Genomic DNA, 23,799 nt, shown 5'->3' with positions numbered 1-23,799 from the left:
GGCAGAACAATGCTCAGAATGCGTAGGCTATGCCGGTGTACCAGTAGCCGCCGGTGGTTCCATACGGGGAAAAGGTCCCGTAAGGGAAAGCGCCCGAGGCGGTCGGCAGATTGGTGCGTTCCGGATACTTGTTGAACAGGTTGTTCGCCCCGGCTGTCAGGGTGATCTGACTGGTCACGTGGTAATCGACATTGAGGTCTGTGATCCAGGTTGCCGCGTGGGTGCGGTCAAACTGTTCGGCAGTCCCGTATTCGGTGTACTCGCCGAAGCGGGTCAGATTCAGGCCGACCTGAAATTTGCCGATGTCCCAGTTGGCACCCAGCAGGGTTTTCGACTCCGGTACACCGTGCTTGAGGTTGCCCTGACGCTGTCGGTCATAGCCGCCGGTTGGGCCCAGCGCCGCCTGAGCAACGCTCGAAGCGTGGATGTCATCGATCTGCGTAGTGTTCCAGTTAAAGCCAAGGGTGTAGCGCACGCGACCATAGCCCCCCAGATCCTGGCGGTAGTCGCCGACCAGGTCGACGCCACGCGTGGTGGTGTCCAGCGCGTTGGTGAAGTAGGTCACCGCCTGATTAGGGTTGAGCCCCGCCCCGGTCAGGATCGCCTGAATGGCCGGTGTGCCGCCCAGATAGCCTGTCTGGGCAATGCGGTCGCGAATTTTGATCTGGTAAGCATCAAGGGTAATGCTAGTGGCGTCGGTAGGTTGCAGCGTTACGCCGAGACTGTAGTTGGTGGATTTTTCCGGCTTCAAATTTGAAGCTCCCAGAGCTTTGGCGACGTCAGAGTCCACAGCCACGTTGCGGTAGTCGAACAGGTTGCCGTTGACGTTGCTCTGGGAGGTCGAACTGTAGATCTGCTGAGCCAGCGATGGTGCCCTGAATCCTGTGCTCGCAGTACCGCGCACGGCGAGAATTGGCGTCAGTTGATAGCGGGTCGACAGCTTGCCATTAGTGGTTGTGCCTGAGCCATCGTTGTAGTGCTCGTAGCGTCCCGCCAGGTCGATGTGCCATTTATCGGTCAGGTCTTGGCCGATCTCGCCATAGCCCGCAAGGCTGGTGCGGCCGCGTTCGGCGGCATCCTGTGGTGTAGTGCCCGCGCCGGAAATAGTCCCCGGTGGAATGGGGGCGCCGTTGCCGCCCACCGTGAATGGGCCGCTGGCGTAGGACTCATAGTCACCTTTGCCGATTTTGTAGTTCTCATAGCGCTGCTCCAAGCCCCAGGAAATCTGGGTCGGTCTGGCCAGGCCAAGATCGAACGAACGGGTCAGGTCGAGGTTGTTGGTCCACTGACTGAAAGTTTTAACGCCGGTATCCACCGACGTGGGCGAGTCGGCGCCGTAGCTCAGGTTGTAAGTATCACGCAGGGTCGCGCGGGCATGGTCCTGACCATAGGTGCTAGACAGGTCGTAATCCCAACCGAGCGCCTGGCCCTTGTTGCCCACCGTGAACTGAAAGTCGTTTTCGATGAAGCGCAGGGTATCTTCAATTCCTTCCGGGAACGGCGTGGCGATGCCGTTGAATGAAGCTGGCTGGTGGAAGGCCAGAGGTTTTTCCGAGTTGCGTCGGGTGTAGGTGGCATTGGAATAGAGGGTCGAATCGCCGATCGGCAGTTCGGCGTTGTAGCCCAGGCTGAAGTTACGAGCCTCTGGCAGGCCGGTGCCGTAATAGGTGTGCTGGTTGCTCGCGTTGCCTGCGGAGTCGGTGTAGAGGGCGTTGTCGGAGCGATCCGAGACGCGCTGTTTTTTAACGTCCAGGGCCAGGTTGATGAAGCCGTCGTTGGGCAGTGCGAACCCGACATTACCGGTCTGGCGCACGGTTTCGCCATCGCCGTTTTCGTAGTTTCGACCGTAGGTGGTGGCCACGCTGCCGCCATGATCGGTCTGCTTGAGTACGATGTTGATCACGCCGCCAATGGCATCCGAGCCGTACTGCGCCGATGCGCCGTCGCGGAGGATCTCTACATGGTCCACCAGCGCGGTGGGGATCATGTCGATGTCCACCGGTTGCGAGCCAGAGTTCAGTGAGGTGGCGTTGTTGAGTAACGCGCTGTTGTGCCGACGCTTGCCATTGACCAGTACCAGAACCTGATCGCCATTCAGGCCGCGCAGGCTGATGGGCCGCACGATAGACGTGGAGCCGAAGCCTGACGATGCAGGCAGGTTGAGTGAGGGCAGAACACGGCTCAACGCCCGTGTCAGATCGCCTTGGCCAGTGGCCTGAAGTTGCGTTGAGGAAATCACGTCAACCGGCGAAGGGCTTTCAGCCAGCGTGCGCGCCTGACCACGGTTACCTACGACCACGACGGTGTCGAGCGGGTTATCGGCCGCTTCGGCGGCGAGGCTCAGGCTGCTGTAACCGGCGGCCTCGCAGATCGAAAGAAACAGTAGCGTATGGGCGAAAAGCCGACGTTTTTGTCGGGACTGACTGGCGTGTGAATGACTCATGTTGGTTGATGCTCCCATTGGGCGGTGGCCGGTGCCCTCATGGGATGCCGAGCCAGGGCATTGTTCTGGCGCAAACTTGGCGTTGCGTCGTTTTAGTTTTAATCGGCTTGTCGCCGGCTCGTGCTGCGACCGTCTCAAGCGCTGGTGCAGCAATAGAGCAAGCCCTGTGCCATCTATAAAAACCAATAGATATCAATGTGATAGAGGACATCGCTGAAGGCGTTGGTGTTTTTTTAACAGTTGGCGGGGCAGGCTGCTGGTTTTCCCGCAGCGGGATGAGTGGTTTTTGGTCAGAGGGTTTGGCGGGGCGAACGATCTTGCGTAGACCCTATGTCGTGGGACCGGCTTTAGCCGGGAAGGCGGTATGTCTGCTGCAAAGGATTCATTGTCTGCCCCGGCCTCTTCCCGGCTGAGGCCGGTCCCACGACATCACACTTCGTTGAGATCGCGTCCTCCTTTGACTTCACTGGCACAGCGCTTGCTGTCCATCGCCAACAACTGATTGATCAATTGATGGAGATGTACATGCCGCTGCCTGGTATTCGTAATGCCCTTACCGATGTTCCCGGCCTGCGGGTCGGTCATGCGTCGGACGCCAGGGTCAAAAGTGGCGTGACGGTAATTCGTGCCGATCGTGGCTGGACCGCTGGCGTTGATGTTCGGGGTGGGGGACCGGCAGGGCGGGAAACCGCAGCGCTGGAACCACAGAACATGGTGGGCCAACTGCATGCGCTGGTCTTTTCTGGCGGGTCGGTGTTCGGGCTGGGCGCCGCCGATGCGGTTGCAACCGCGCTCTCTGCCGAAGGGGTTGGCCTGCAATTGAATCACGGCACACCCTGTATACCTATCGTACCGGCGGCTGTGCTGCATGATCTGGCCAACGAAGGTGACAAGCGTTGGGGGCTGGAGCCGCCGTATCGACGACTGGGGTTTGAGGCCTTTGCAGCAGCGTCTGAGGATTTCGCCCAAGGCAGCACGGGGGCGGGGCTAGGCGCCATGGCGGGTGTATTACCGGGCGGGCTGGGTTCAGCGTCGCTGGATCTTGGTGATGGCTTGATCGTGGCGGCGCTGGTCGTCGCCAATCCGATCGGCTCGGTGTATATGCCCGATGGCAAAACTTTCTGGTCTTGGCCCTGGGAGATTCGCGGCGAGTTCGGTGGGCATCGGCCGATGTTTGATATGGATGCCAGCGATCCGATCCCCGAGCTGTCGAGGCTTGACGCCATGGGTCGCCTGCAAGCCGGGGCAAACACCACGCTGGTGGTGGTTGCCTGCAATGCACAACTGACTACCGCCGAATGCACGCGCATGGCGATCATGGCTCAGGACGGCATTGCCCGGGCGGTACGTCCTGCTCATCTGCCGTTCGATGGAGACACCGTTTTCGCCATCAGCTCCGGTGCTGTTGAGCTTGCCGGTGGGGCGCGGCGGCAAGTGGATGTCGGGCGCATTGGTTCGGCCGCTGCCGATTGTGTAGCGCGAGCCATTGCTCGGGGTGTGCATCTAGCTCGGGCGTCAGTTAATGCTTGATTTCGCCGTGCGGTGCCAGCACTTCGGTGACGCGCTGTCGGGCGCGACGCGCTTCAGCTGGCAGGCCCAGCGCGTGATAAACCCGCTCCAGCGCCAGATTGGTCGGGACGTCGAAGCCGTCATAGCGGCGGCGTGACTCAAGTGTCTGCTGCACCGCCAGCCAGTCGCCAGACTGCACTCGGGCGTCAAGTTCAATCAGTGCGAAGAGATCACGTTGCGCATGGCTGCCGCCAATTTCGTTGAGACGCGGCAGGGCTGCGGCCAACCATTGCGCTGCGTTATCGTGGTCGCCTTGAGCATGCGCCAGCAAGCCGTGAGCCATCGGGAGGCTGATGTCCTTCCAAGCCGCGCGTGAAAACGCAGGCGCCTGGCTTGCGCGGGCTGTCAGTGCGTCAAGGAGTTGCGCGGCTTCGCGGTTGAGCCCGGCGCGAGCCAGGCCGTACAGGTATTGCAGGCTGAGGAACGGCTGAACAGTGTCTTCAACCCGCACCCGCAGGTATTCGCCAAGGGCTTGCCAGCGCGGACCGACGTCGATACCCGCCAGCTCCATCCGGGCCAACAGCGACACTGCGCCGATCTGGTCCTGTGAGTACTCGGGGAAAATCCCCCATACGTGTTGGTCGTAAATATCCAGGACCTGCTGGTGACGCCCGCGAGCCAGATGAAACAGCGCCAGATGCCACCAGTTATGGGTTTGCATAAAAGAGTTCAGGTTTGCCCAGCCGGGGCTTGCTTGCTCTAAAAAAGCGGTGCCTTCGTTGATCCGGCCTTGGGTCAGCAGTACATGCGCCAGCGCGTGCTGCGCCCAGGGCTCGTCAGGTTGCAGAGCGAGTGCCTTGCGCGCTGACAGTTCGGCCTGATCGAGTAAGTGGCACTGCTCGTAGGCAAATGCCAGCAGCCCATGGGTGTGGGCGATATCGCCGGTTTTTTCCAGCGCTTTTATCGCGATTCGCAGCATTGCGGGCCAGTCGCCGCGATTGAAGTGCAGGTATTGGTTCAGTTTCACGGCGAACAGGTCGCGCGGATATTCGTCGACCAGTTGTTCGCTGAGTAATATCACCTGCGGCACGTCGTCGGCTGTCCAGGCATTGAGTAATTGCAGGTACAGCGTTGCGCGAGGATGGCTGGCAGGACTTGCCTGCTCTGCGCGCTGTCGATAGTGCTCGGCAAGGCCAGGGCCGGCCGGGGATTCTATAAACATCATCAACAGCCCGGCGAAAGCGTTGGCGAGGACCGATTGTGGGTCTGCGTCGGCAGCCGCAATTATGTTTTCTGCTCGTGGCTGATAGCCGAGGAAACCGCCCACGAAATCGTCAATGCCGCGTCGGGTGTCGTCCCGCTGGCTGTCGATGGGATTGCCCAAATAATCCTGTGACATTTCTGGCTGCTCGCTGAAGAGGATTTATGCGGTAGTCGCAAACCTTGTGCCAGTCAGGTTTTTTCATTAAATGAAGAACGTGTAGATACTCGTGCTTCTCTGCACATAAATCCAGGCACCAAAGACTGCTGCTTTTTCCACAACATGCTGGCCAGTGTGTGGATATTTCATCAGTGCAGAGCGTTGCAGAATCGGCAAAGCACCATGCCAGTGGACTAGCAGGCCGTGGCACAGCGCTTGCTATCAGGGTAATCGGACGTCGCTGTTGGCGTCGCTCGAACATTGCCCAGGAGTTCACATGCCCAGACGCCACATCGCTCACACCTCGCAACCCGTTTCGTCATCACGTGGTGCCTGGCGGCAGGGTGCGAGGGCGCTGCTGACCGGGTTGGCTGCCAGCCTGGCACTGAGCATCGGCATCGCACAGGCCGAGCCGCAAGTGGGCGGCATCCTCAATCTCGTCGCACAACCAGAGCCTCCATCGCTGATGCACGGCGTCGTCACCCATGTGTCCACCCAATACGTCAGCGGCAAGGTACTGCAAGGACTGCTGACCTTCGACACCAGCCTTAATCCACAACCGGTACTGGCCAAACACTGGACGATCTCCCCGGACGGCCTGACCTACACCTTCGACTTGCAGGAAGGCGTGCGTTGGCAAGACGGTCAGCCTTTTACGGTCGACGACGTACTGTTCAGCTTCCAGACCTTCTACCCGGAACTGGACAAACGTCTAGGCGATATTTTTGCCAGTTATGTGGCCAGCATCGAAGCGCCGACACAGTCTCAAGTGGTCTTCCATCTGAAAAAGCCTTTCGCACCGTTGCTGTCCCTGTTGGGCAGCGGCCTGCGTCCGGTTGCGCCCAAACACCTTTATGCCGGTACTGACTTTCGTAACAACCCCTACAACCTGAAACCGGTAGGTACCGGCCCGTTCGTGTTCAAGGAGTGGAAGCGCGGCGCGTATATCAAACTGGCGAAGAACCCGGATTACTGGAAAAAAGGCCTGCCGTATCTCGACGAGGTGATCTTCCATGTGTTGCCCGACGCATCTTCCCGGGCGGCAGCATTTGAGCGCAACGATGTGCAGGTGCTACGCAGTGGCGATGCTGATTACGCTGACTTGCAGCGCTTGAGCGCATTGCCGGACGTGACGGCCAGCGAGAAAGGCTACGAGCTGTATTCGGGCCTCGCATTTTTGCAGATGAATTTGCGCAAACCGCCACTGGATAACGTCAAGGTACGCCAGGCGATTCTCTACGCGTTGAACCGTCCCTTTATCGTCGACAATATTTTCTTCGGCGCAGGCAAGGTTGCGCAGGGACCGTTCGCTTCGAGTACTCCGTTTCATGATCCTTCTCTGGTTCAGTATTCATTCGATCTGGCCAAGGCGAAGGCGCTTATCGCCGAATCTGGCGTGGATGTCAGCAAGACTCGCATTCGCTTGCTCAACGGCGAAAAAGGCGGGGCCTGGGAGCGCCTGGCCGAGTACACCAAACAATCCCTGCAACCTTTGGGTTTCAAGGTCGATGTAGTAACTTCCGATGCGGCAACCTGGTTCCAGCGGGTCAGTAACTGGGAGTTCGACCTGACCTACAACTTCATCTTCCAGATTGGCGATCCGTACCTGGTCACCTCGTACCTGTACCGCTCCGAGAACATCAACAAGACTTCGCCATTCTCCAACGTCGGCGGTTACAACAATCCGGCGGCTGACGAGCAATGGAAGAAAGTCGCCGATCTACCCGAAGGCGCAGAACGTACCAAGACCTATAGCGAACTGGAAAATCTGCTCAACCATGATCTGCCGTTGGCGCCGATCTTCGAAATGCGCTTCCCGACGCTGTACCACTCTCAGGTGAAAAATCTGCTGCAGACCGCCACCAGTCTCAACGAGAGCTATGACAGCGTTTATCTGGAGCGTCCGGCGCCATGAACTGGCTGCTTTATCTGGGCTGGCGTTTGGGCCGGGCGTTGGCCGTGGTCGTCGGGGTGCTGGTGCTGAGCTTTTTGCTGATCCGCATTGCCCCTGGTGATCCGGCGCTATTGATGGCGGGGGAGGCCGGGGTCGATGACGCGCAATATATCGAAACACTGCGTCACAACATGGGTCTGGATCAACCACTGGTGCAGCAGTTGTTCAATTACCTCACGCAGGTCGCGCAACTGGATCTGGGCTATTCCTATCGTAACCAGACCAGTGTCTGGTCGCTGATTGCCGAACGCTTGCCCGCGACATTGTTACTCATGGGCTCGGCGTTTCTGCTCTCGTCGCTGGTCGGGGTTGCGCTGGGAATCGTCGCTGCACGCAATCGATCACGGCGTGCCTGGCTCGACAAATTGATCACTCACAGCGCATTGGTGTTGTACGCGACGCCGTCGTTCTGGCTGGCGCTGTTGTTAATTCTGCTGTTTTCGGTGCTGCTCGAATGGTTGCCTGCATTCGGCATTGCGTCGGTGGGTCAGGAGCTGCACGGCTGGGCGTGGATCAGTGATTACGTCACGCATCTTTTGCTGCCATGTCTGTCCTTGAGCTTTCTGTTTCTGGCGTTATACGTACACCTTACCCGCGCCGCGATGCTGGAGGCCATGGCCCAGGAGTTTGTCAAAACTGCCCGTGCCAAGGGGCTGCATCCACGTCGTATTTTATATGGGCACGTGCTGCGTAACGCTTTGCTGCCAGTCATCACCTTTGCCGGTCTGCAACTGGGGCAACTGGCGAGCGGCGCATTATTGATCGAGGTGGTTTATGCCTGGCCGGGTATCGGCAGGCTGTTGTACGACGCACTCGGGCAGCGTGACTACGCATTGCTGCTGGGCGTGTTTTTGGTGATTTCTGTATTGGTTGTGGGCTTCAACTTGTTGACTGACCTGATATGCCGTTGGCTCGACCCACGGATTGGCAGTGGAGGGCCGCGTTGATGGCCCGATTCCCGGTTTTACAACGTTTTGTGGCCCAACGTGGCGCGTTGTTCAGTAGCCTTTTTTTGCTGGTGTTGGCGGTGCTGGCGTTAGCCGCGCCCTGGCTGGGGGTTGAGTCGCCCTGGGCGATGACAGCCAAACCTCTGCTCGCGCCTTTTACCGTTGCCGAGCACTGGCTGGGCAGTGACATGCTGGGCCGCGATATCGCCAGCGGCATGTTGTACGGCGCTCGCATGTCCCTGGCGGTTGCCGCGCTTGCCAGCCTGGCGACCTTGCTGGTGGGGCTGAGCGTGGGAGCGCTGGCAGGTTATGTGGGTGGCTGGCTGGACGAACTCTTGATGCGCATCGCCGAGTTTTTTCAGATCGTGCCGCAATTGGTGTTGGCGGTGATTCTGGTGTCTGTGCTGGAGCCTTCGCTGTGGTCTGTGGTGCTGGGTATCGCGCTGGTAGCCTGGCCATCCGTGGCGCGGTTGGTACGCAGCGAAGTGCTCAGCTTGCGTCAGCGGGAGTTCGTGCTGGCGGCGCAAGTGCTCGGTCAGCGGCCGCTGGCGATCATTGCCACGCAGATCCTGCCCAATGCACTTTCGCCGTTGCTGGTGACCATGACCTTTGTCATGGCCACCGCGATTCTGACCGAAGCGGCCTTGGCATTTCTCGGATTGGGCGACCCGGAAGCAATGAGCTGGGGCTACATGATCAACGCATCGCGCAATATGTTGCGGCAGGCGTGGTGGATGAGTCTGTTGCCTGGACTGGCGATCATGTTTTGCGTATTGGCCGTCAATCGTATCGGCGAAGGTTTGCGGATCGCGTTCGAGCCGCCAAGGCGTAACGAGGTGAACTCATGAGCCAGCCGTTGCTGAGTATTTCCGGCTTGCGTATTCCGTTGCCTGCTGACGCTGACCGCAGCCATGCACTGTATGACCTGTCGCTGCAGATTGAGCCGGGCGAATGCCTTTGTGTGGTGGGTGAGTCTGGCTCCGGCAAGTCAATGCTCGCCAACGCGATCCTGCGTCTGCTGCCCGAGCAACTGCATCCTGAGGCGGGCAGTCTGTTATTTCAGGGGCGCGAGCTAGCGGAGCTGGACGAGGAGGCCATGCGTGAGTTGCGTGGGCGCGGCATCAGCATGGTGTTTCAGGAACCGATGAGCGCGCTCAATCCGCTGCTGAGCATTGGTCGGCAGATTGATGAAACCCTTGCCGCTCATGGCGTGCAATCGCGCCAGGTACGACGGAGCAGGGTGGTTGAGCTGCTTGGCTATGTCGGGTTGCCTGACCCGCAGTCATTGCAGCATGCCTACCCGTTCCAGCTGTCTGGCGGTCAGCGCCAGAGAGTCGTGATTGCCATGGCGCTGGCGTTTGATCCGCTGCTGTTGATTGCCGATGAGCCGACCTCGGCGCTGGACGTCACGACTCAAGCGCAGGTGCTTGAGTTGCTCAGGCGTATCCAGCGTGAGAAGGGTATGGCGGTGTTGTTCATTACCCATGATTTTGCCGTGGTTGAGGCTATCGCTGATCGGGTGCTGGTACTGGAAAAAGGCCATTTGATCGAACAGGGCAATGTCACTCAGGTATTGCAGACACCTCGGCAGACGTACACCCGACGCCTTATAGAAGCCGTTTCGACCAAAGCTGTCCATGCGCGCAGGCATGACGCCGCTGCCGACGTCGTGTTGAGCGCGGCGGGTGTCAGCAAGTCATTCAGCCGTTCTCAGGGGTGGTTTCGGCGTCAGCAGAATCAGGCGTTGCGCCACGTGGATCTGCAATTACGGGAAGGAGAAACCTTGGGGATTGTCGGCGAGTCGGGTTCAGGAAAGTCGACGCTGGGGCGCAATCTGATTCGCCTGCTAAGTCCTGATTCAGGTGATATTCAATGGCACGGGCAAACCATTACCCGATTGTCCTCCGCTCAACTGCGTCCGTTACGCAGCGACATCCAGATGATTTTCCAGGACCCGTTCGCGTCCCTGAACCCGCGTCAGCGGGTCGGGGACATCATCATGACCGGGCCGCTGGCTCATGGTGTCGGCACCGAGCAAGCCAGGCTGATCGCGTTGCAGACGCTTGAACTGGTGGGCTTGCCTGACAGTGCATTCGAGCGCTACCCGCAAGCGTTTTCCGGCGGCCAGCGCCAGCGCATCGGCATCGCTCGGGCGCTGGCAGTACAACCGAAAATCCTGATTGCTGACGAGTGCGTTTCTGCCCTTGATGCGTTGATTCAGGTACAGATCCTCGAACTGCTCGAAGACCTGCAACGACGCCTCAAACTGAGCCTGATTTTCATCACTCACGATCTGCGCGTCGCCGCACGAATCTGCGACCGGATTGCCGTGATGCATCAGGGCAAGGTCGTCGAGACCGGCTCGGTCGCTGCGGTATTCACCGCTCCTTCTCATCCCTATACCCAAGCCTTGCTCAAGGCGTTGCCCAGGGCGGCGCTTACGCCTGACGATGTTGAACCCGACAGAGTTTGTTCATGACCCACACTTCACGGCAAATGAGCCTTAATGCATTTCTCATGGCCACCGGTCATCACATTGCGGCCTGGCGCTTGCCCCAGGCTCAAGCTGATGGCGGCCTGAGCCTGGAACATTATCAACACTTGGCGCAGACGGCCGAGCGCGGTTGTTTCGATGCCGTGTTTTTGTCGGACACATTGGCAATGCTGCCCGGTGAACTACCTGCTTTGAGCCGTATGGCCCGCACTGAGCACTTCGAACCGCTGACATTGTTGGGCGCATTGGCAGCCGTGACCCGCAACATCGGGCTGATTGCCACAGTGACTTCGTCCTATAACAGTGTGCAGACCGTGGCGCACAGTTTTGCTTCCCTGCATCGCCTGAGTGGCGGGCGAACAGGCTGGAATCTGGTTACGTCGAGCAATGTTCAGGAAGCCCCCAATTTTGGTCGCGACCAGCATTTTGAACATGCTCAGCGCTATCAGAAGGCGACCGGCTTTCTTGAGTCGGTTCGCGCCGTATGGCGACAGCAAGGCATCGCCCCGGTGCAAGTGTTGGCCGGAGCCTCCGACGTGGGCCGTGAGTTTGCCGCCACGCATGCTGAAGTACTGTTCACCGCCCAACCGGACCTGTCTTGCGCGCAAGCGCTATATGCCGATATCAAACGTCGCATGGCCAGACTTGGCCGCGACCCGGACAGCCTGAAAGTAATGCCGGGCATCCTGCCGGTGATTGGCAGCAGCCAGGCCCACGCAGAGGATTTGTATCAGCAGTTGCAGGCACTGGTGGAACCTGAAGTGGGGTTATCACTGCTTTCGGATATCGCCGGTGGGGCTGACATGTCCACCGCGCCGCTGGATGGACCATTGCCAGACCTGCCGCCTACCAACTCGGGCGTGAGTCGTCAGCATCTGCTACGTGAGGTGGCGCAGAAGGAGGGGCTGAGCATTCGTCAGCTGTACTTGCGCATGGCCGCAGCCCGCAGGCATCGAGTGGTGGTCGGCACCGCGGCATCGGTTGCGGACGAACTGGAAGAGTGGTTCACAGGGCGCGCGGCGGACGGGTTCAACATCATGCCGGCGTTTTTACCGGGCGGCCTTGAGGATTTTGTCGACGGGGTTGTTCCTGAATTGCAGCGCAGGGGGCTATTCCGTCTTGAGTACGGCGGTCAAACCTTGCGCGAGCATCTACATTTGCTGGAAAGCGATCTGTTCAATGGAGAGAAAGTGTATGCATGATGCCGCGAAAAGCGTTGCCCCAAACACAGTCGCAGGGGAACGCGTAGAAATCCGCCCGGGACGCTTCATCGATATCGCGTGCCACACCGGTACGCGAAATGAAAACCGGGTGGTGTTTTTCTGCCACGGCAGCGGCGGTAACAAGGACCAATGGCGTAACCAGTGGCAGGCATTGGCCGCAGAAGGCTACAACTTAGTGGCCTGGGACATGCTCGGCCATGGCGCCAGCGCCAAGCCACAGCACTCGGCGGCCTATGCCTGGGACGAACTGGTCGAAGATTACCTTGAGGTATTGCGTCGTTACCAGAGTGAACGCAATGTGCTGGTCGGCCATTCGTTTGGCACTGGTCTGACCCTCGGCGCCCTGGCCGAGCTGGAGCGGCAGGGGAATGCCCGCAGTGTCGAAAGCGTCTTGTTGCTGGGCTCAATGCTGCGCCGCCCTGAGGCGAAAAATCCGGTTCTGTCCTTGCCTGCATGGCTGCTGGAAAGGCTGCGTCCCTGGCTTGCCAAAGGTTTTCGCGAGCGCGCCTGGCATGTTCAGGCCGATCCGGCACTGGTGGCCTATGAAGAAAAACTCACCGAAAGTAATCCGCTCTACGTGTTCAAAGCGCTGATGACTCAAGCACGCTGGCCGGAGCTTATCGAGCTGGACAGTATCAAGGTGGACGTCCACGTCGTGGCGGGCGACAGTGACGGCCTGACCCCGGCAGCAGGAGGCGAGGCGCTTGCCCGGCGTCTGCCAAATGCCAGTTTCGAATTGCTCGATCAATGCGGTCATCAGTTGATGCTGGAGAAGCCCGAACGTGTACTTCAGTTGCTCAAACAACTACTGGGCAGTCAGGCCCCGATATCCAGCCACTAACGGCCTTCGTGCTGTCTGCGATACGCGCCGGGTTGAACGCCGATGGTCTTGTTGAACGCTCGAGTAAACGCGGCAGTGGATTGATAACCCACTGCCGTCGCGACGTGTTCGACGGTCTTGTTCGCCTGCAGATAACGGCACGCATGGCGCATGCGCAGCATGAGTAGAACCTGCCCCGGCGATTGTCCTGCCAATTCATTGAAACGTTTGAAAAACGCCGAGCGGGACAGGCCAGTGGAGGCTGCCATGTTTTCCAGGCCCCACGGCTGTTCCGGGTGCTCGATCATCTTTGCCAGCAGCCCGGCAAACGCCGGATTTTTTGCCAGCGCAACCAGGCCGCGCAAGGCCTGGTTATCGGCCACATGCTGGCGCAGAACGTATAAAAACAGCAGGTGGCTGAGCCGCTCCAGTATTGAAGAGGAGGGCGCCGGTTGCCGATCGCATTCCAGCAGAATCAGCTGGAACAAGCTGCGTGCCGCATCGGACGACGGCTCGTCTGCGCGCAGGATCAACCAGTCGGGCAATGCTTCGATCAGCAGCGATGACAAGCCTGACTGGAAGTGGAAAAAACCGCAGACCAGCCCGACGCCTTCCGTGGCCTGGTTGTCGAGCGCCTGCATCGCCATGCGCGGCTGGCTGCGCGCCGCTTCAGGCTGCGCTTCACTGGACAGTCGATAGTTCACATCCCGCAGCAGGAATACTGCATCGCCGCTGTCGAGCCGTTGCGCCTGTTCTTCACCATCAATGTGCAACCAGCAGTGCCCTTGCACCACCAGATGGAAGCTGGCTCGCGCCATGCCGTGAGTACTGGCATGCCAGCCGCCGCAATAGCGACCCACGTGGAACAGGCTGGCGTCCAGCTCCAGGCTTTCTAATAACCAATCGATAAGAGGGCTTGAAGAAATCATCTAAGGGAAACACTCAGGAGCAAGTAATTGCGACTTTAGAATATGGATCGAAATTCTTATAACCAACAGACTTGGACCCATCTTGTATCAAGGAGTCCACTCCATGTCTCGTGTCACTGTTCACTCAATACAAAGCGCCCCTGAGGCTGCCAAGGGCTTTCTGGAAAAAGCTCAGGCGACCTCCGGGTTTATCCCTAATCTTCTCGGGGTACTGGCTAACGCACCAGTAGCGCTGGAAACCTATCTCACCGTATCGGCACTCAACGGCAAGGCTGAGCTAAGTCTGGCAGAAAGGGAAGTTGTGCAGTTGATTGCGGCCACCACCCATGAATGCAGTTTTTGCGTCGCCGGGCATACGTCCGTGGCGCTCAACAAGGCTAGGCTGCCACAGCCCGTGGTCGATGCGCTACGCGCGGGCCGGTCGCTGCCCGAGGAAAAACTCGAAGTATTGGCCGCGTTTACCCGTGCCGTGATTGCGACCCGTGGCAATGTCAGCGATACGGACTATGAGGCATTTCTGGCGGCGGGTTACGGCGAGGGCCACGCATTGGAGGTGATCCTCGGCGTGAGCCTGGCGACCTTGTGCAACTTCGCCAATGTGTTTGCCAGGACGCCGCTCAATCCTGAACTGGCGGCTTACCAGTGGCAGGGGCCAGACCATTAATACGCAGCTCGGGAGAACCATCATGCTCAACTCCGAATCAAGCCAATGGCTGGATGTCCACGCCAACGCGCTTGACCTTGGCAGTCACGATCCTGAGCAGGTACTGGCGCAACTGGTCGGTGCGCAGGTACTGGGCGTTGGCATTCCGAGCGAACAGGGCGGCAGCGGCGGTGATGTTGCGGATGCCGTCGAAGCAGTCGCACACGTGGCAGGCCACTCACTGGCCGCAGCGTTCGTGTTGTGGGGCCAAAGGGCGTTTATCGAATATTTGCTGCACAGCCCTAACACCGCATTGCGTCAACGTTTGTTGCCGGATCTGCTCAGCGGCCAGCTGGCGGGTGCGACGGGGCTGTCCAACGCGATGAAGTTCCTCTCGGGCATTGAATCATTACAGATCAGTGCTCGCCCGCTCGTTGATGGCTGGACGCTGAATGGCCGACTGCACTGGGTCACCAACCTGCGCAAGAGTGGTTTTGTGGTCGCCGCGGCCATTGAGCACGAGCAGGGCGGCAAGCCGTTTATTCTGGCAATCCCCCAGACTGCCGAGGGTTTGCAACGCTCTGACGACCTGCAGTTGATGGGGCTGCAATCGAGCAACACCGCCGCACTGCAACTCAAAGACGTGCAACTGAGCGCCGAATGGTTGCTGCACGACGATGCCCGGCAGTTTCTGCCTGCTGTACGGCCGGCGTTTCTCGGTTTGCAATGCGGCATGTCGATCGGGCTTGCACGGCGCGCCTTCAAGGAGGTCGATAATCATTTGCAGGGCTCGCGTTCGGTCCTGCGTGGTGAGCTGGAGGAACATACGCTGCATCTGCAAAGCACCGTGGATGAACTCAAGCGAGGGCTGCTGGATGGGCGCTTCCTGACTCAACCGGCGGCACTGTTTCGTCTGCGCATTGCCTTGGCTGAGTCGGCTGCGACTGCGGTGCAACTGGAGCTACAAGCCAGTGGCGGCAAAGCCTTTCTGTGTGAGTACGGCAGCCATTTTGCGCGGCGCTGGCGCGAGTCGGCGTTCCTGCCGATTGTCACGCCCAGCCTGGTTCAGCTACGTGCCGAATTGCGTCGCCACGCCGGGGAAAACGCAGCATGAGTCGGCTGTTGCTGGAGGCGGAGGGTATCGGTCTGGGCTATGCCCGCGATGACGGCTGGCAAAGCGTGCTGGAAAATTTTGACCTGACACTGGCCAAGGGAGAGGTCGTGTCCATTCTCGGCCCTAGCGGCGTCGGCAAGTCGAGTCTGCTACGCGTATTGGCGGGCCTGCAGACGGCTCGCGAAGGCAGGGTCAGCTTGCTGGGTGAACCTATCAATGGCCCACACCCTCGGGTGGCCGTCGCCTTTCAGGACCCGAGTCTGCTGCCTTGGCTGACGCTGGAAAAGAACGTGGCGTTCGGCCTGGATTTTGCTCGCCAGCCGCACCTGACTGACGTCGAGCGCGAGGCTCGTATCAGCCAGGCGATCACTGAGGTAGGCCTGGACCATGCGCGGCGCTATCACCCGGCGCAACTGTCGGGCGGTATGGCGCAACGTACGGCGCTGGCCCGTTGCCTCGCCCGCCAGCCACAGGTGTTATTGCTGGATGAACCGTTCGGTGCGCTGGATGAAGTGACCCGCACCGACATGCAACAGCTGTTGCTCAAAGTGATTGCGCGGCATGACACCGCAGCAGTGCTGATTACCCATGACATTGATGAAGCCTTGCTGCTCTCCGACCGAATCCTGCTACTGGGCAACACCCCGGCGCGGACGTTAGGCGAGGGCGCATTGATCTGCCTCAGCCCCGTGCCGAGCTGGTCGAAGAACTGGGCACACTGCGTATCGAGATACTCAAAACCCTTCGGCGGGCGAGCCGCAATTCAAACAACAACCTTCAATCGCTCGATTCACCGGAGAATGGCCATGTGCCTGGACGATTTCAATCACACCCGTCGTGACTTCCTGAAACTCAGTGCCATGCTGACCGCAGCGGGCGCCTTGCCTTTGCTCAACAGCTTGCAAGCCAGGGCTGCGGCCGAACCTGATGCGCCGGTGCGAATTGGCTATCTGCCCATCACCGATGCCACGCCGCTACTGGTAGCGCACAACAATGGCTTGTTCGAGGCGCAGGGCATCAAGGCAGAACGGCCGGTTTTGCTGCGCAGCTGGGCGCAGGTCATCGAGGCGTTTATCTCCGGGCAGGTCAACGTCATTCACTTGTTGTCACCCATGACTGTCTGGGCGCGTTACGCGAGCAAGGTGCCTGCCAAGGTGGTCGCGTGGAACCACGTTGGCGGCTCGGGGCTGACCGTTGCGCCACACATCAACGACGTCAAACAATTGGGCGGCCAGACGGTGGCGATTCCGTTCTGGTACTCGGTACACAACGTTGTGCTGCAAGGGTTGCTGCGCGATAACGGCCTGGTGCCGGTCAGCAAGTCGGGCAGTGCGGCACTGGCGGCCAATGAGGTCAACCTGATTGTGCTACCGCCTTCAGACATGCCCCCGGCACTGGCCAGTAAGCGGATTGCGGGCTACATCGTCGCCGAACCTTTTAACGCCCTGGCCGAAGACCTCAAGGTCGGGCGTATTCAGCGCTTCACCGGTGACCTGTGGCGCAACCATGCCTGCTGCGTGGTGTTTATGCACGAGCATGATTTAAACAACCGTCCCGAGTGGTCACAGAAAGTGGTCAGCGCCATCGTGCAGGCTCAGGTCTGGACTCGCGACAACCGCGCCGAGGCGGCGAAGCTGCTCTCCAAAGAGGGCCAGAATCGCTATACGCCGCACGCCCAATCGGTGCTCGATCGAGTGTTGGCGCCTCAGGCCAGTGAGCGGCAAGGCTATCTGGCCAGCGGTGCCATCCAGCACGCGCAGTGGGATGAGCATCGGATCGATTTCCAGCCGTACCCTTATCCGAGTTACACCGAAGCACTGGTGCGCCGTCTCAAAGACACGTTGATCGAGGGCGACAAAGGCTTCCTTACCGACCTGGATCCGGCGTATGCCGCCCGCGACCTGGTGGATGATCGCTTTGTGCGCAACAGTATTGCGGCTGTGGGCGGCCTGAAGACCTTCGGGCTCGGGGACAGCTTTGAGCGCACTGAGGAGTTCGGCATTTGACTGCGACCCGAAACCCGGCAGCCGGGCACTTTGTGCTCGGCATTGCCGGACTGCTTTGTCTGCTCCTCCTCTGGTGGGCAGGCATCCAGTTGTTTGGCGAAACGGACGGCCTGTCAGGACGCTTCTCTCCTGAGGCAACTTTTGCCAGCTTGTGGGAGTTGCTGGGGCGGCCCGAGCTTTACGAGCACGTGCTGATCAGCCTGAAACGGATTATCGTCGGCCTTTCGCTGGCGTTACTGATCGGTGTCCCCTTGGGATTATTGATCGGCAGTTCGCGCACTCTTGAGGCCGCGACCACGCCAGCCTTTCAACTATTGCGCATGATCTCGCCGTTATCGTGGATGCCGGTGGTGGTGATGCTCATGGGCGTGGGTGATCAGCCGATCTATTTCCTGCTGACTTTCGCCGCCGTATGGCCGATCTTGCTCAACACCGTTGCCGGGGTCAGGCAACTTGACCCGCGCTGGCTGCAATTGAGCCGCAGCCTGAGTGCAACGCGCTGGGAGACCCTCAGCAAAGTTATCGTTCCAGGCATTGTTGGCCATGTCCTGACCGGCACACGTCTGTCGATCGGCATTCTATGGATCGTGCTGGTGCCATGCGAAATGCTCGGGGTCAGCGCCGGGTTGGGCTACTTCATACTCGATACCCGTGATCGGTTGGCGTATTCGGAATTGATGGCGATGGTGCTGGTGATTGGTTTCCTGGGGTATTTACTTGACGCATTAGCCAGGAACCTACATCGACGCTGGGTTCGTTGACGGAATAATGGCGTTCAAAGCTGGTTTTCTGCACGCTGGTTAGAACGTTTATTTCTTCCAGTTGTATGCATAGTCGTTATCGTTATATCGATAGCAGCGTTATCGGCGTGATAGCGTCTAGTCTTCAGGTCTTGCTGCTCAACTTGATAGCTATAGCGTTCTGTCTGGCTGTTCTATCAGCCAGAATCTTCGTGGAGCGTTGATTTTCACTGCTCGGTCATCATCTTGCAGCACAGTCATGTGCCCTTAGAATCTGCCCCATGAATTTCAACATTCCTTTCGATTACGGAGTTTCGAACATGATGAATGCAATGCAGATGCCGATGAATAACGCCATGCCCATGATGCCGATGATGGGCATGCCTATGATGATGGCAACCATGAAGTGCGACATGATGGCCGATGGCATGATGTGCACCATGAAGCCTGCCGCCGGCATGGACATGGCGATGTTCAAGAACAGCGCTGACATGATGGCGATGATGATGAACTGCGGCATGCCGATGATGATGCATTGCGGCAATATGTCGATGATGTGCATGTCCGAAGACGGCATGGCCATGATGAACATGATGTCGACCATGAACATGCCGATGATGATGCCTATGGGCATGCCGATGCCGATGATGAAATGCATGATGACCTGCACCGTTGAAGCAGATTGCATGAAGTGCATGATGATGCCGATGCCAGGCATGAGCATGGACATGATGAACAACTGCTGCGCACTCATGATGAAGATGATGAACGACTGCGCCATGCCGATGATGATGAGCTGCAACGGCATGCCGATGATGTGCTGCACTTGCTGATAGTGTGCAGGTGTAACACTGCGCATTAATCCCCAAAAAGCCCCGGCGTTTATACGTCGGGGCTTTTTCGTTTCATGTTCTGCGCTGTCGCAGAATGCTCAATCCAGCCGTTCCGGGTGAGTCACCACCAGAAACGCTACGGCTTCGCTGTCGGCGGGGTTGCGGTAGCGGTGCGGCTGGTCGGCATAGAACAGGATCGAGTCCCCGGTTGAAAGCAGATAGCGCTCTTCATTCAGGCTGACTTCGAGCACCCCTTGTGCGACCACCAGGTTCTCTTGCACGCCGGGGCCGTGCCCCTCGGACACTTCCTCGCTCAGGGCGCTGAGGCGTACTTCATAGAATTCAGTCTGGCGAGCCAGGTCGAAAGGGAAAAGCGCGCGGCTGACGAAAGCACCGCTGGCACTGACCAGTCGCTTGCTCTGTTGTGCTGGCAGCACCGCAACACCTTCAAACGCCCGGTCATCAAGAAACGCCGCCACCGAGACCTTCAGGCCTCTGGCAATCTTGCAGAGCACTTTGATCGACGGCACGCTACGTCCAGATTCAATCTGGGCGAGCATCGCTCGACTCACCCCGGTCAGACGCGCAAGCGCGTCCATGGACAAATGACGTTTGCTGCGCAGGCGTTGAAGATTGTTTGCAACCCGAGGGCCTATGACGTCGTCCTCGGAGTTGTTGCAGTCGTCGGCGGTAGAAGATGATTCTTGTGGATCCACGGTGTGCAGGAAGTTCATGGATTCAAGCCTGGCGAGTCTCACTGGAGGTGCGTGCCGCATTGACTGTAAAGCCTGCAAGCCCCGCCCGATTGGCGTACATCGCCCACATCAGCTCAGCCATTGCCCGTGCCTGGCGGCGCTTACGATAGCTGTTCAAATCGATGACAGTGGCGGAAACAGGCATAGGGGAGATCTCTTGAGTACGCTAAGTGATAACTCCACATTACGGGGTCTTGGCTAGATCCATAAATACTAAGTTAGCATTTGTTAATTCCATTTCGGACTTAAGGCTGGTCGCGCTCCCTTCTCAAAGTAATTGCGGCATCGTGCCTCCGCATTGGTACATGGCCGACGCAGAAGAGCCCCCGCGTATCCAGTAATATGCATATTATTATACGTTTATTTAATGCTCTATCTAAATCATTATAATCAAATGGAATTTTAACGTTGCGGCTAATTCCTCGCGCGAGCCACTGCATCCCTGACTGGCTAGGCATTATCAGCAAGAGGCGCAACTCTATCTCAACGCTGCTCCACCAGATTCAAGAAGCGTCGTGTTCTCTCGTTGTCTGGATTAACCAGTATTTGCTTGGCACTGCCGTCAGCGACGATCTTTCCAGCTTCCATGAACAGCACTCTGTCGGCGATATCCTGAGCGAACTTCATTTCGTGTGTCACCAGCAACATTGTCATCTGTTGTTCGTGGGCGATGGAACGAATGACCGCCAGTACTTCGCCGACCAGTTCCGGGTCCAGCGCTGAAGTCACCTCGTCGAATAGCATTACTTGCGGACGCATGGCCAGCGCCCGTGCGATAGCAACACGTTGTTGCTGGCCGCCCGATAGTTGCCCTGGATAGGCAGCCGCTTTATGGCTCAAGCCCACCAGACCCAGGTATTGAGTGGCGCGTTCGTCAGCTTCTTCGCGGCTGAGTTTCAATACCCGGAATGGCGCTTCCGTAACGTTTTCCTGCACGGTGAGGTGCGGAAACAGGTTGAACTGCTGAAACACCATGCCGACCCGATGCACCACCCGTGGCTTTTTTGATCCCGGCCAGCGCCAGCCTGAGTGTTTGTCCGGCACCGGTGAGCCTGCAACCTCGATGCTGCCTTGCTGGTAGGTTTCCAAACCTTTGATCAAGCGCAGGATTGTAGATTTCCCCGAACCACTCGGCCCGATCAAGGCGACTTTCTGGCCTTGGGGAATGCTCAGGTCAAGGTGATCGATGACCCGCGTACTGCCAAAATCTTTGACCACCTGTTTCAGAATTATCTGCGGCGGGGCGCCTGCAAGGCTGTTTGCGAGATCAGACATGACTGCGCCTTTCGAGAAGTTTGAAGAGCAAGGAAGTGGGCACGCTGATCGCTAAAAACATCAGGGCCATCACCGTGTAAGGTTCGTTGTAGCGATAGGTCATACCGGCGATCTGCTTGGCCGCCTGGAACAGTTCGGGAATGGTGATCACTGCCAGCAGCGGGGTCTCCTTGAACATGCCGATCAGGTAGTTACCCAGAATTGGCAGCATGGGTTTGAGTGCCTGAGGAAGGATGATTCGCTGCCAGGTGGTGGCCGTGTCGAAGTCTAGGGCGCGTGCCGCTTCCCATTGCCCCAAGGGGACATCTTCAATGGCGCCGCGATAGGCTTCAGCAATGTAGGCTCCGTAATAAAGGCCCAGCCCGATCACGCCGGTGGAAATCGCCGGCAGGGTGATGCCCGCCAGGGGGAAAGCAAAAAACAGCACATAAAGCTGCACCATCAGGGGGGTGTGGCGAAAGAAGCTCAAATAACCGCTGCTTAGCCGAAACAGCCATTTGCGTTTCGAGCGCTGGGCAACTGCCAATACCAGCCCCACCAACACAGCCAACAGAAAACCCAGCACGACGACCTGCATAGTCACGAGCAACCCCTGGAACAGCTCGGGCAGGATTGACCAGGCGAACGCATAATCAAAGTTCATGAAGACGTCTCCTGGCGCCAGGCCGTGACGTGACGCTCGTAACGCCGCACCAGCCAGCTCAAAGGCCAGGCCATGAAGAAATAACACACCAGCACAATGCTCCAGATGAGCGTTTGCTGACCCAGAGTGGTGATCAACTGTGAACCGGAGAAGGTCAGGTCGCTCAAGCTGATGAGTGATACCAGTGAAGTGGTCTTCAGCAGTTCCACCAATTGGTTGCCCATCGGCGGCAACATGAAAGGCAGTGCCTGGGGCAGGATGATCCGGCGAAACGCCGTTATCGAGTCAAAGTCCAGCGCCCGCAGCGCATCGCGCTGGCCATGACTGACATTGGTCAGCGCCGAACGCACAATTTCTGAACCGTAAGCCGAAAAGGTCAGGCCCAGGCCGAGTACTCCGGTAGTCATCGGTGACAGGCTGATGCCGAACAACGGCAGTATGAAATAGAGATAGAACAGCAGGACCAACGCCGAAATACCACGCAATATTTCGACATAGACCGTGGCGATCCATCTTAGCGCGCGCCAGGGCGACAGGCGCATCAAGGCTATGACGAAAGACATCACCACGACAACTGCTTGGGCGAGCAGGGTGATTTTCAGGGTCAATAACGCGCCAGAAGCCAGCTGACGCGCAATAAAACCTGCAGTGTCGACAACAGAAGGATCGAAAAACATGGCCTGTACTCGTATGGGCTGAGGCCGTTTGCCGCTCAGATTTCAATGCCACCACCAGCGGTGGCGTAAACGATCAGCGTGTGATGTTCAAAGAGTGCTGGCATGCAACGGTGCGAGGCTGATCAGCCTCTCGCCTTGGTTGATAATCGGGTGGTTGACCACCTCAGCACCAGTCCGTGGTGGGGCGCCAGAAGCTCGCCCTGGGCGTTTGCGTAGACATCCATCGAGCGGTCTAGTCGTGCCTGGTTGGGCAAGCTTCAAAGGCTGCAGCGTTGCTCTGCGGTCACTGTCGTTTCCGGCAGTTCGTTCTCGGTGTAGCCGTATTTCTGCAAGATCTTGAACAGCTCGCCTGACGCGCGCAGTTTGGCCAGTTGTTCGTTGAAGGCCTGAGTGAATTCAGGATCGTTTTTTGGCAGTCCATAGGCGTGAAAATTCCAGGTTGGCTTGCCTTGGGCATCAGGGATCTGCTCGAAAGGCAGCGCACGTTCAATGTCCGGGCTGTTGGCCTTTTTCACCAGACTGATAATTTCTGCATCCGGGAAATACACCACGTCGACCCGATCGGCTTGCAGCGCGGCCAAAGCTTCAGTGTCCTTGTCGAACAGCACGACGTTGCTGTTGGCGATCCCGCTATCTTTGGCTTCCTGAACCTGGTTGCTGCCAGGCTGGGTAGCCAGACGGGCTTTGCCATTCGCGGCCACGTCCTTGAGGCTGTGCAGCTTCAGCGGGTTGCCGGCTTTGACAATGAACGCACCGCCGGAGCGGGTAACCGGATTGGAATAACCGATCACTTTGCAACGAGCAGGGTTGATGAACAGTCCGGCACCAATCAAATCGAAGCGCCCGGCGGCGAGCCCCGGCACCAGTGAGCCGAAGTCGGTAATTGGGGTTTCAATCTTGTTGATGCCCAGCGGCGCGAGGATGGCTTTCAATACTTCAACGTTGGCGCCGGTGGGTTTACCGTCCGTACCGATGTAGGCGTATGGCTGTTCGTTCGCGATCCCTGCGGTCAGACCTTCAACGCGGCCTTTTTCCAGTAATCCTGCCATGGCGGAGAAAGAGCACACCGCGCTCAACAGCACTGCGGATCCAAGTACAGCTGACAACGACGAGGGTTTCAGAGTTTTCATCAAGGGGGCTCGAGCGTAAAGAAATGCGGAAGAGGGCGTAGTCGCTTTGCTTACAGGGCTTTCAGGTTTCAATGTCTGGGCTTTGCGGCCTCCCAGGAGGCTGGCATCAGACCAGACACTGGTTAGGCGCTAAAAATCAATCATATGGTTCTAAGAAGAAGCCTCTAAATATCTTTTATGCATTAGCTTAGGCAAAAAAAGAAAAGCCAGTCAGTAGGGCGGGCGGCCCACTTCTGGCTGAAAA

Annotated in this window: 21 protein-coding genes and 1 pseudogene; 12 read left to right on the top strand and 10 right to left on the bottom strand. The window is 58.3% G+C overall.

All coding sequences use genetic code 11. The features are described from left to right. Nucleotides 1–13: 13 nt before the first annotated feature. A complete protein-coding gene (locus tag RX972_RS01940) occupies nt 14–2,443 on the bottom strand; it encodes a TonB-dependent receptor (RefSeq protein WP_316872375.1) in 2,430 nt (809 codons plus the stop codon). Nucleotides 2,444–2,968: 525 nt separating this feature from the next. On the opposite strand from RX972_RS01940, the gene RX972_RS01935 reads away from it, so the two are divergent. Continuing rightward, complete coding sequence (locus RX972_RS01935; protein WP_316872374.1) at nt 2,969–3,973, top strand: P1 family peptidase; 1,005 nt, start codon at nt 2,969–2,971, stop codon at nt 3,971–3,973. Here RX972_RS01935 and RX972_RS01930 read toward each other — a convergent pair. Next, nucleotides 3,963–5,351 (bottom strand): tetratricopeptide repeat protein, encoded by a 1,389-nt coding sequence (locus RX972_RS01930; RefSeq protein WP_316872373.1) that lies wholly within the window; start codon nt 5,349–5,351, stop codon nt 3,963–3,965. The genes RX972_RS01935 and RX972_RS01930 overlap by 11 nt on opposite strands. Before the next feature lie 298 nt (nt 5,352–5,649). Between RX972_RS01930 and RX972_RS01925 the strand changes: the two genes are divergently transcribed. The 6 genes from RX972_RS01925 to RX972_RS01900 are packed head-to-tail and all read left to right on the top strand — an operon-like array spanning nt 5,650 to nt 12,831. After that, on the top strand, nt 5,650–7,287 hold the full coding sequence (locus RX972_RS01925; protein WP_096115967.1) for an ABC transporter substrate-binding protein: 1,638 nt from the start codon (nt 5,650–5,652) through the stop codon (nt 7,285–7,287). Beyond that, on the top strand, nt 7,284–8,273 hold the full coding sequence (locus RX972_RS01920) for an ABC transporter permease (RefSeq protein WP_316872372.1): 990 nt from the start codon (nt 7,284–7,286) through the stop codon (nt 8,271–8,273). The genes RX972_RS01925 and RX972_RS01920 overlap by 4 nt, the downstream gene beginning before the upstream one ends. Beyond that, nucleotides 8,273–9,121 carry an ABC transporter permease gene (locus RX972_RS01915; RefSeq protein WP_096115969.1) on the top strand — a complete coding sequence of 283 codons (849 nt, stop codon included), beginning with the start codon at nt 8,273–8,275 and terminating at the stop codon, nt 9,119–9,121. The genes RX972_RS01920 and RX972_RS01915 overlap by 1 nt, the downstream gene beginning before the upstream one ends. After that, nucleotides 9,118–10,752 (top strand): ABC transporter ATP-binding protein, encoded by a 1,635-nt coding sequence (locus RX972_RS01910; protein WP_316872371.1) that lies wholly within the window; start codon nt 9,118–9,120, stop codon nt 10,750–10,752. The genes RX972_RS01915 and RX972_RS01910 overlap by 4 nt, the downstream gene beginning before the upstream one ends. After that, entirely contained in the window at nt 10,749–11,969 is a 1,221-nt protein-coding gene (locus tag RX972_RS01905) for an LLM class flavin-dependent oxidoreductase (RefSeq protein WP_316872370.1), read from the top strand. The genes RX972_RS01910 and RX972_RS01905 overlap by 4 nt, the downstream gene beginning before the upstream one ends. Next, nucleotides 11,962–12,831 (top strand): alpha/beta hydrolase, encoded by an 870-nt coding sequence (locus RX972_RS01900; RefSeq protein ID WP_316872369.1) that lies wholly within the window; start codon nt 11,962–11,964, stop codon nt 12,829–12,831. The genes RX972_RS01905 and RX972_RS01900 overlap by 8 nt, the downstream gene beginning before the upstream one ends. Here the strand turns inward: RX972_RS01900 and RX972_RS01895 are convergent. After that, complete coding sequence (locus RX972_RS01895; protein WP_096115972.1) at nt 12,828–13,739, bottom strand: AraC family transcriptional regulator; 912 nt, start codon at nt 13,737–13,739, stop codon at nt 12,828–12,830. The two genes, RX972_RS01900 and RX972_RS01895, sit on opposite strands and share 4 nt — an antisense overlap. A 103-nt stretch (nt 13,740–13,842) precedes the next feature. Here RX972_RS01895 and RX972_RS01890 point away from each other — a divergent pair, with 103 nt between their 5' ends. From RX972_RS01890 to RX972_RS01870, 5 genes and pseudogenes are all read left to right on the top strand, one after another. After that, nucleotides 13,843–14,403, top strand: a complete 561-nt coding sequence (locus tag RX972_RS01890; RefSeq protein WP_096115973.1) for a carboxymuconolactone decarboxylase family protein — start codon at nt 13,843–13,845, stop codon at nt 14,401–14,403. A gap of 22 nt (nt 14,404–14,425) precedes the next feature. After that, complete coding sequence (locus RX972_RS01885; RefSeq protein WP_096115974.1) at nt 14,426–15,496, top strand: acyl-CoA dehydrogenase family protein; 1,071 nt, start codon at nt 14,426–14,428, stop codon at nt 15,494–15,496. Then, nucleotides 15,493–16,337: pseudogene (locus RX972_RS01880) on the top strand (ABC transporter ATP-binding protein). The gene RX972_RS01885 and the pseudogene RX972_RS01880 overlap by 4 nt, the downstream one beginning before the upstream one ends. Next, a complete protein-coding gene (locus tag RX972_RS01875; RefSeq protein WP_316872368.1) occupies nt 16,303–17,502 on the top strand; it encodes an ABC transporter substrate-binding protein in 1,200 nt (399 codons plus the stop codon). The pseudogene RX972_RS01880 and the gene RX972_RS01875 overlap by 35 nt, the downstream one beginning before the upstream one ends. Before the next feature lie 32 nt (nt 17,503–17,534). Then, a complete protein-coding gene (locus RX972_RS01870) occupies nt 17,535–18,263 on the top strand; it encodes an ABC transporter permease (protein ID WP_316872415.1) in 729 nt (242 codons plus the stop codon). Nucleotides 18,264–18,546: 283 nt separating this feature from the next. Here RX972_RS01870 and RX972_RS01865 read toward each other — a convergent pair whose 3' ends face one another. The 7 genes from RX972_RS01865 to ehuB form a co-directional block, all read right to left on the bottom strand. Beyond that, complete coding sequence (locus tag RX972_RS01865) at nt 18,547–19,068, bottom strand: hypothetical protein (protein WP_192874842.1); 522 nt, start codon at nt 19,066–19,068, stop codon at nt 18,547–18,549. A gap of 105 nt (nt 19,069–19,173) precedes the next feature. Next, nucleotides 19,174–19,809 (bottom strand): helix-turn-helix domain-containing protein, encoded by a 636-nt coding sequence (locus tag RX972_RS01860; RefSeq protein ID WP_096115978.1) that lies wholly within the window; start codon nt 19,807–19,809, stop codon nt 19,174–19,176. A 4-nt stretch (nt 19,810–19,813) separates the two neighbouring features. Then, nucleotides 19,814–19,975, bottom strand: coding sequence for a hypothetical protein (locus RX972_RS01855; RefSeq protein ID WP_192874840.1), 162 nt, complete (start codon nt 19,973–19,975; stop codon nt 19,814–19,816). 338 nt (nt 19,976–20,313) lie between these two features. After that, a complete protein-coding gene (locus RX972_RS01850) occupies nt 20,314–21,105 on the bottom strand; it encodes an amino acid ABC transporter ATP-binding protein (RefSeq protein WP_316872366.1) in 792 nt (263 codons plus the stop codon). After that, nucleotides 21,098–21,748: an ectoine/hydroxyectoine ABC transporter permease subunit EhuD gene (gene ehuD / locus RX972_RS01845; RefSeq protein WP_096115980.1), complete on the bottom strand. Its 651-nt coding sequence runs from the start codon at nt 21,746–21,748 to the stop codon at nt 21,098–21,100. Before ehuD ends, RX972_RS01850 begins: the two co-directional genes overlap by 8 nt. Further along, complete coding sequence (gene ehuC / locus RX972_RS01840; RefSeq protein ID WP_316872364.1) at nt 21,745–22,425, bottom strand: ectoine/hydroxyectoine ABC transporter permease subunit EhuC; 681 nt, start codon at nt 22,423–22,425, stop codon at nt 21,745–21,747. The genes ehuD and ehuC overlap by 4 nt, the downstream gene beginning before the upstream one ends. Before the next feature lie 257 nt (nt 22,426–22,682). Next, nucleotides 22,683–23,555, bottom strand: coding sequence for an ectoine/hydroxyectoine ABC transporter substrate-binding protein EhuB (gene ehuB, locus RX972_RS01835; RefSeq protein WP_316872363.1), 873 nt, complete (start codon nt 23,553–23,555; stop codon nt 22,683–22,685). Between the last annotated feature and the right edge of the window lie 244 nt (nt 23,556–23,799).

It is taken from the genome of Pseudomonas syringae group sp. J309-1, assembly GCF_032582135.1.
Taxonomy (GTDB): domain Bacteria; phylum Pseudomonadota; class Gammaproteobacteria; order Pseudomonadales; family Pseudomonadaceae; genus Aquipseudomonas; species Aquipseudomonas quasicaspiana.
This window is presented reverse-complemented; position numbering and strand designations above follow the sequence as displayed.

Coding starts and splice junctions, on each gene's coding strand:
- RX972_RS01940 (WP_316872375.1), bottom strand. CDS start 2,443: ATGAGTCATTCACACGCCAGTCAGTCCCGACAAAAACGTCGGCTTTTC.
- RX972_RS01935 (WP_316872374.1), top strand. CDS start 2,969: ATGCCGCTGCCTGGTATTCGTAATGCCCTTACCGATGTTCCCGGCCTG.
- RX972_RS01930 (WP_316872373.1), bottom strand. CDS start 5,351: ATGTCACAGGATTATTTGGGCAATCCCATCGACAGCCAGCGGGACGAC.
- RX972_RS01925 (WP_096115967.1), top strand. CDS start 5,650: ATGCCCAGACGCCACATCGCTCACACCTCGCAACCCGTTTCGTCATCA.
- RX972_RS01920 (WP_316872372.1), top strand. CDS start 7,284: ATGAACTGGCTGCTTTATCTGGGCTGGCGTTTGGGCCGGGCGTTGGCC.
- RX972_RS01915 (WP_096115969.1), top strand. CDS start 8,273: ATGGCCCGATTCCCGGTTTTACAACGTTTTGTGGCCCAACGTGGCGCG.
- RX972_RS01910 (WP_316872371.1), top strand. CDS start 9,118: ATGAGCCAGCCGTTGCTGAGTATTTCCGGCTTGCGTATTCCGTTGCCT.
- RX972_RS01905 (WP_316872370.1), top strand. CDS start 10,749: ATGACCCACACTTCACGGCAAATGAGCCTTAATGCATTTCTCATGGCC.
- RX972_RS01900 (WP_316872369.1), top strand. CDS start 11,962: ATGCATGATGCCGCGAAAAGCGTTGCCCCAAACACAGTCGCAGGGGAA.
- RX972_RS01895 (WP_096115972.1), bottom strand. CDS start 13,739: ATGATTTCTTCAAGCCCTCTTATCGATTGGTTATTAGAAAGCCTGGAG.
- RX972_RS01890 (WP_096115973.1), top strand. CDS start 13,843: ATGTCTCGTGTCACTGTTCACTCAATACAAAGCGCCCCTGAGGCTGCC.
- RX972_RS01885 (WP_096115974.1), top strand. CDS start 14,426: ATGCTCAACTCCGAATCAAGCCAATGGCTGGATGTCCACGCCAACGCG.
- RX972_RS01875 (WP_316872368.1), top strand. CDS start 16,303: ATGTGCCTGGACGATTTCAATCACACCCGTCGTGACTTCCTGAAACTC.
- RX972_RS01860 (WP_096115978.1), bottom strand. CDS start 19,809: ATGAACTTCCTGCACACCGTGGATCCACAAGAATCATCTTCTACCGCC.
- RX972_RS01855 (WP_192874840.1), bottom strand. CDS start 19,975: ATGCCTGTTTCCGCCACTGTCATCGATTTGAACAGCTATCGTAAGCGC.
- RX972_RS01850 (WP_316872366.1), bottom strand. CDS start 21,105: ATGTCTGATCTCGCAAACAGCCTTGCAGGCGCCCCGCCGCAGATAATT.
- ehuD (WP_096115980.1), bottom strand. CDS start 21,748: ATGAACTTTGATTATGCGTTCGCCTGGTCAATCCTGCCCGAGCTGTTC.
- ehuC (WP_316872364.1), bottom strand. CDS start 22,425: ATGTTTTTCGATCCTTCTGTTGTCGACACTGCAGGTTTTATTGCGCGT.
- ehuB (WP_316872363.1), bottom strand. CDS start 23,555: ATGAAAACTCTGAAACCCTCGTCGTTGTCAGCTGTACTTGGATCCGCA.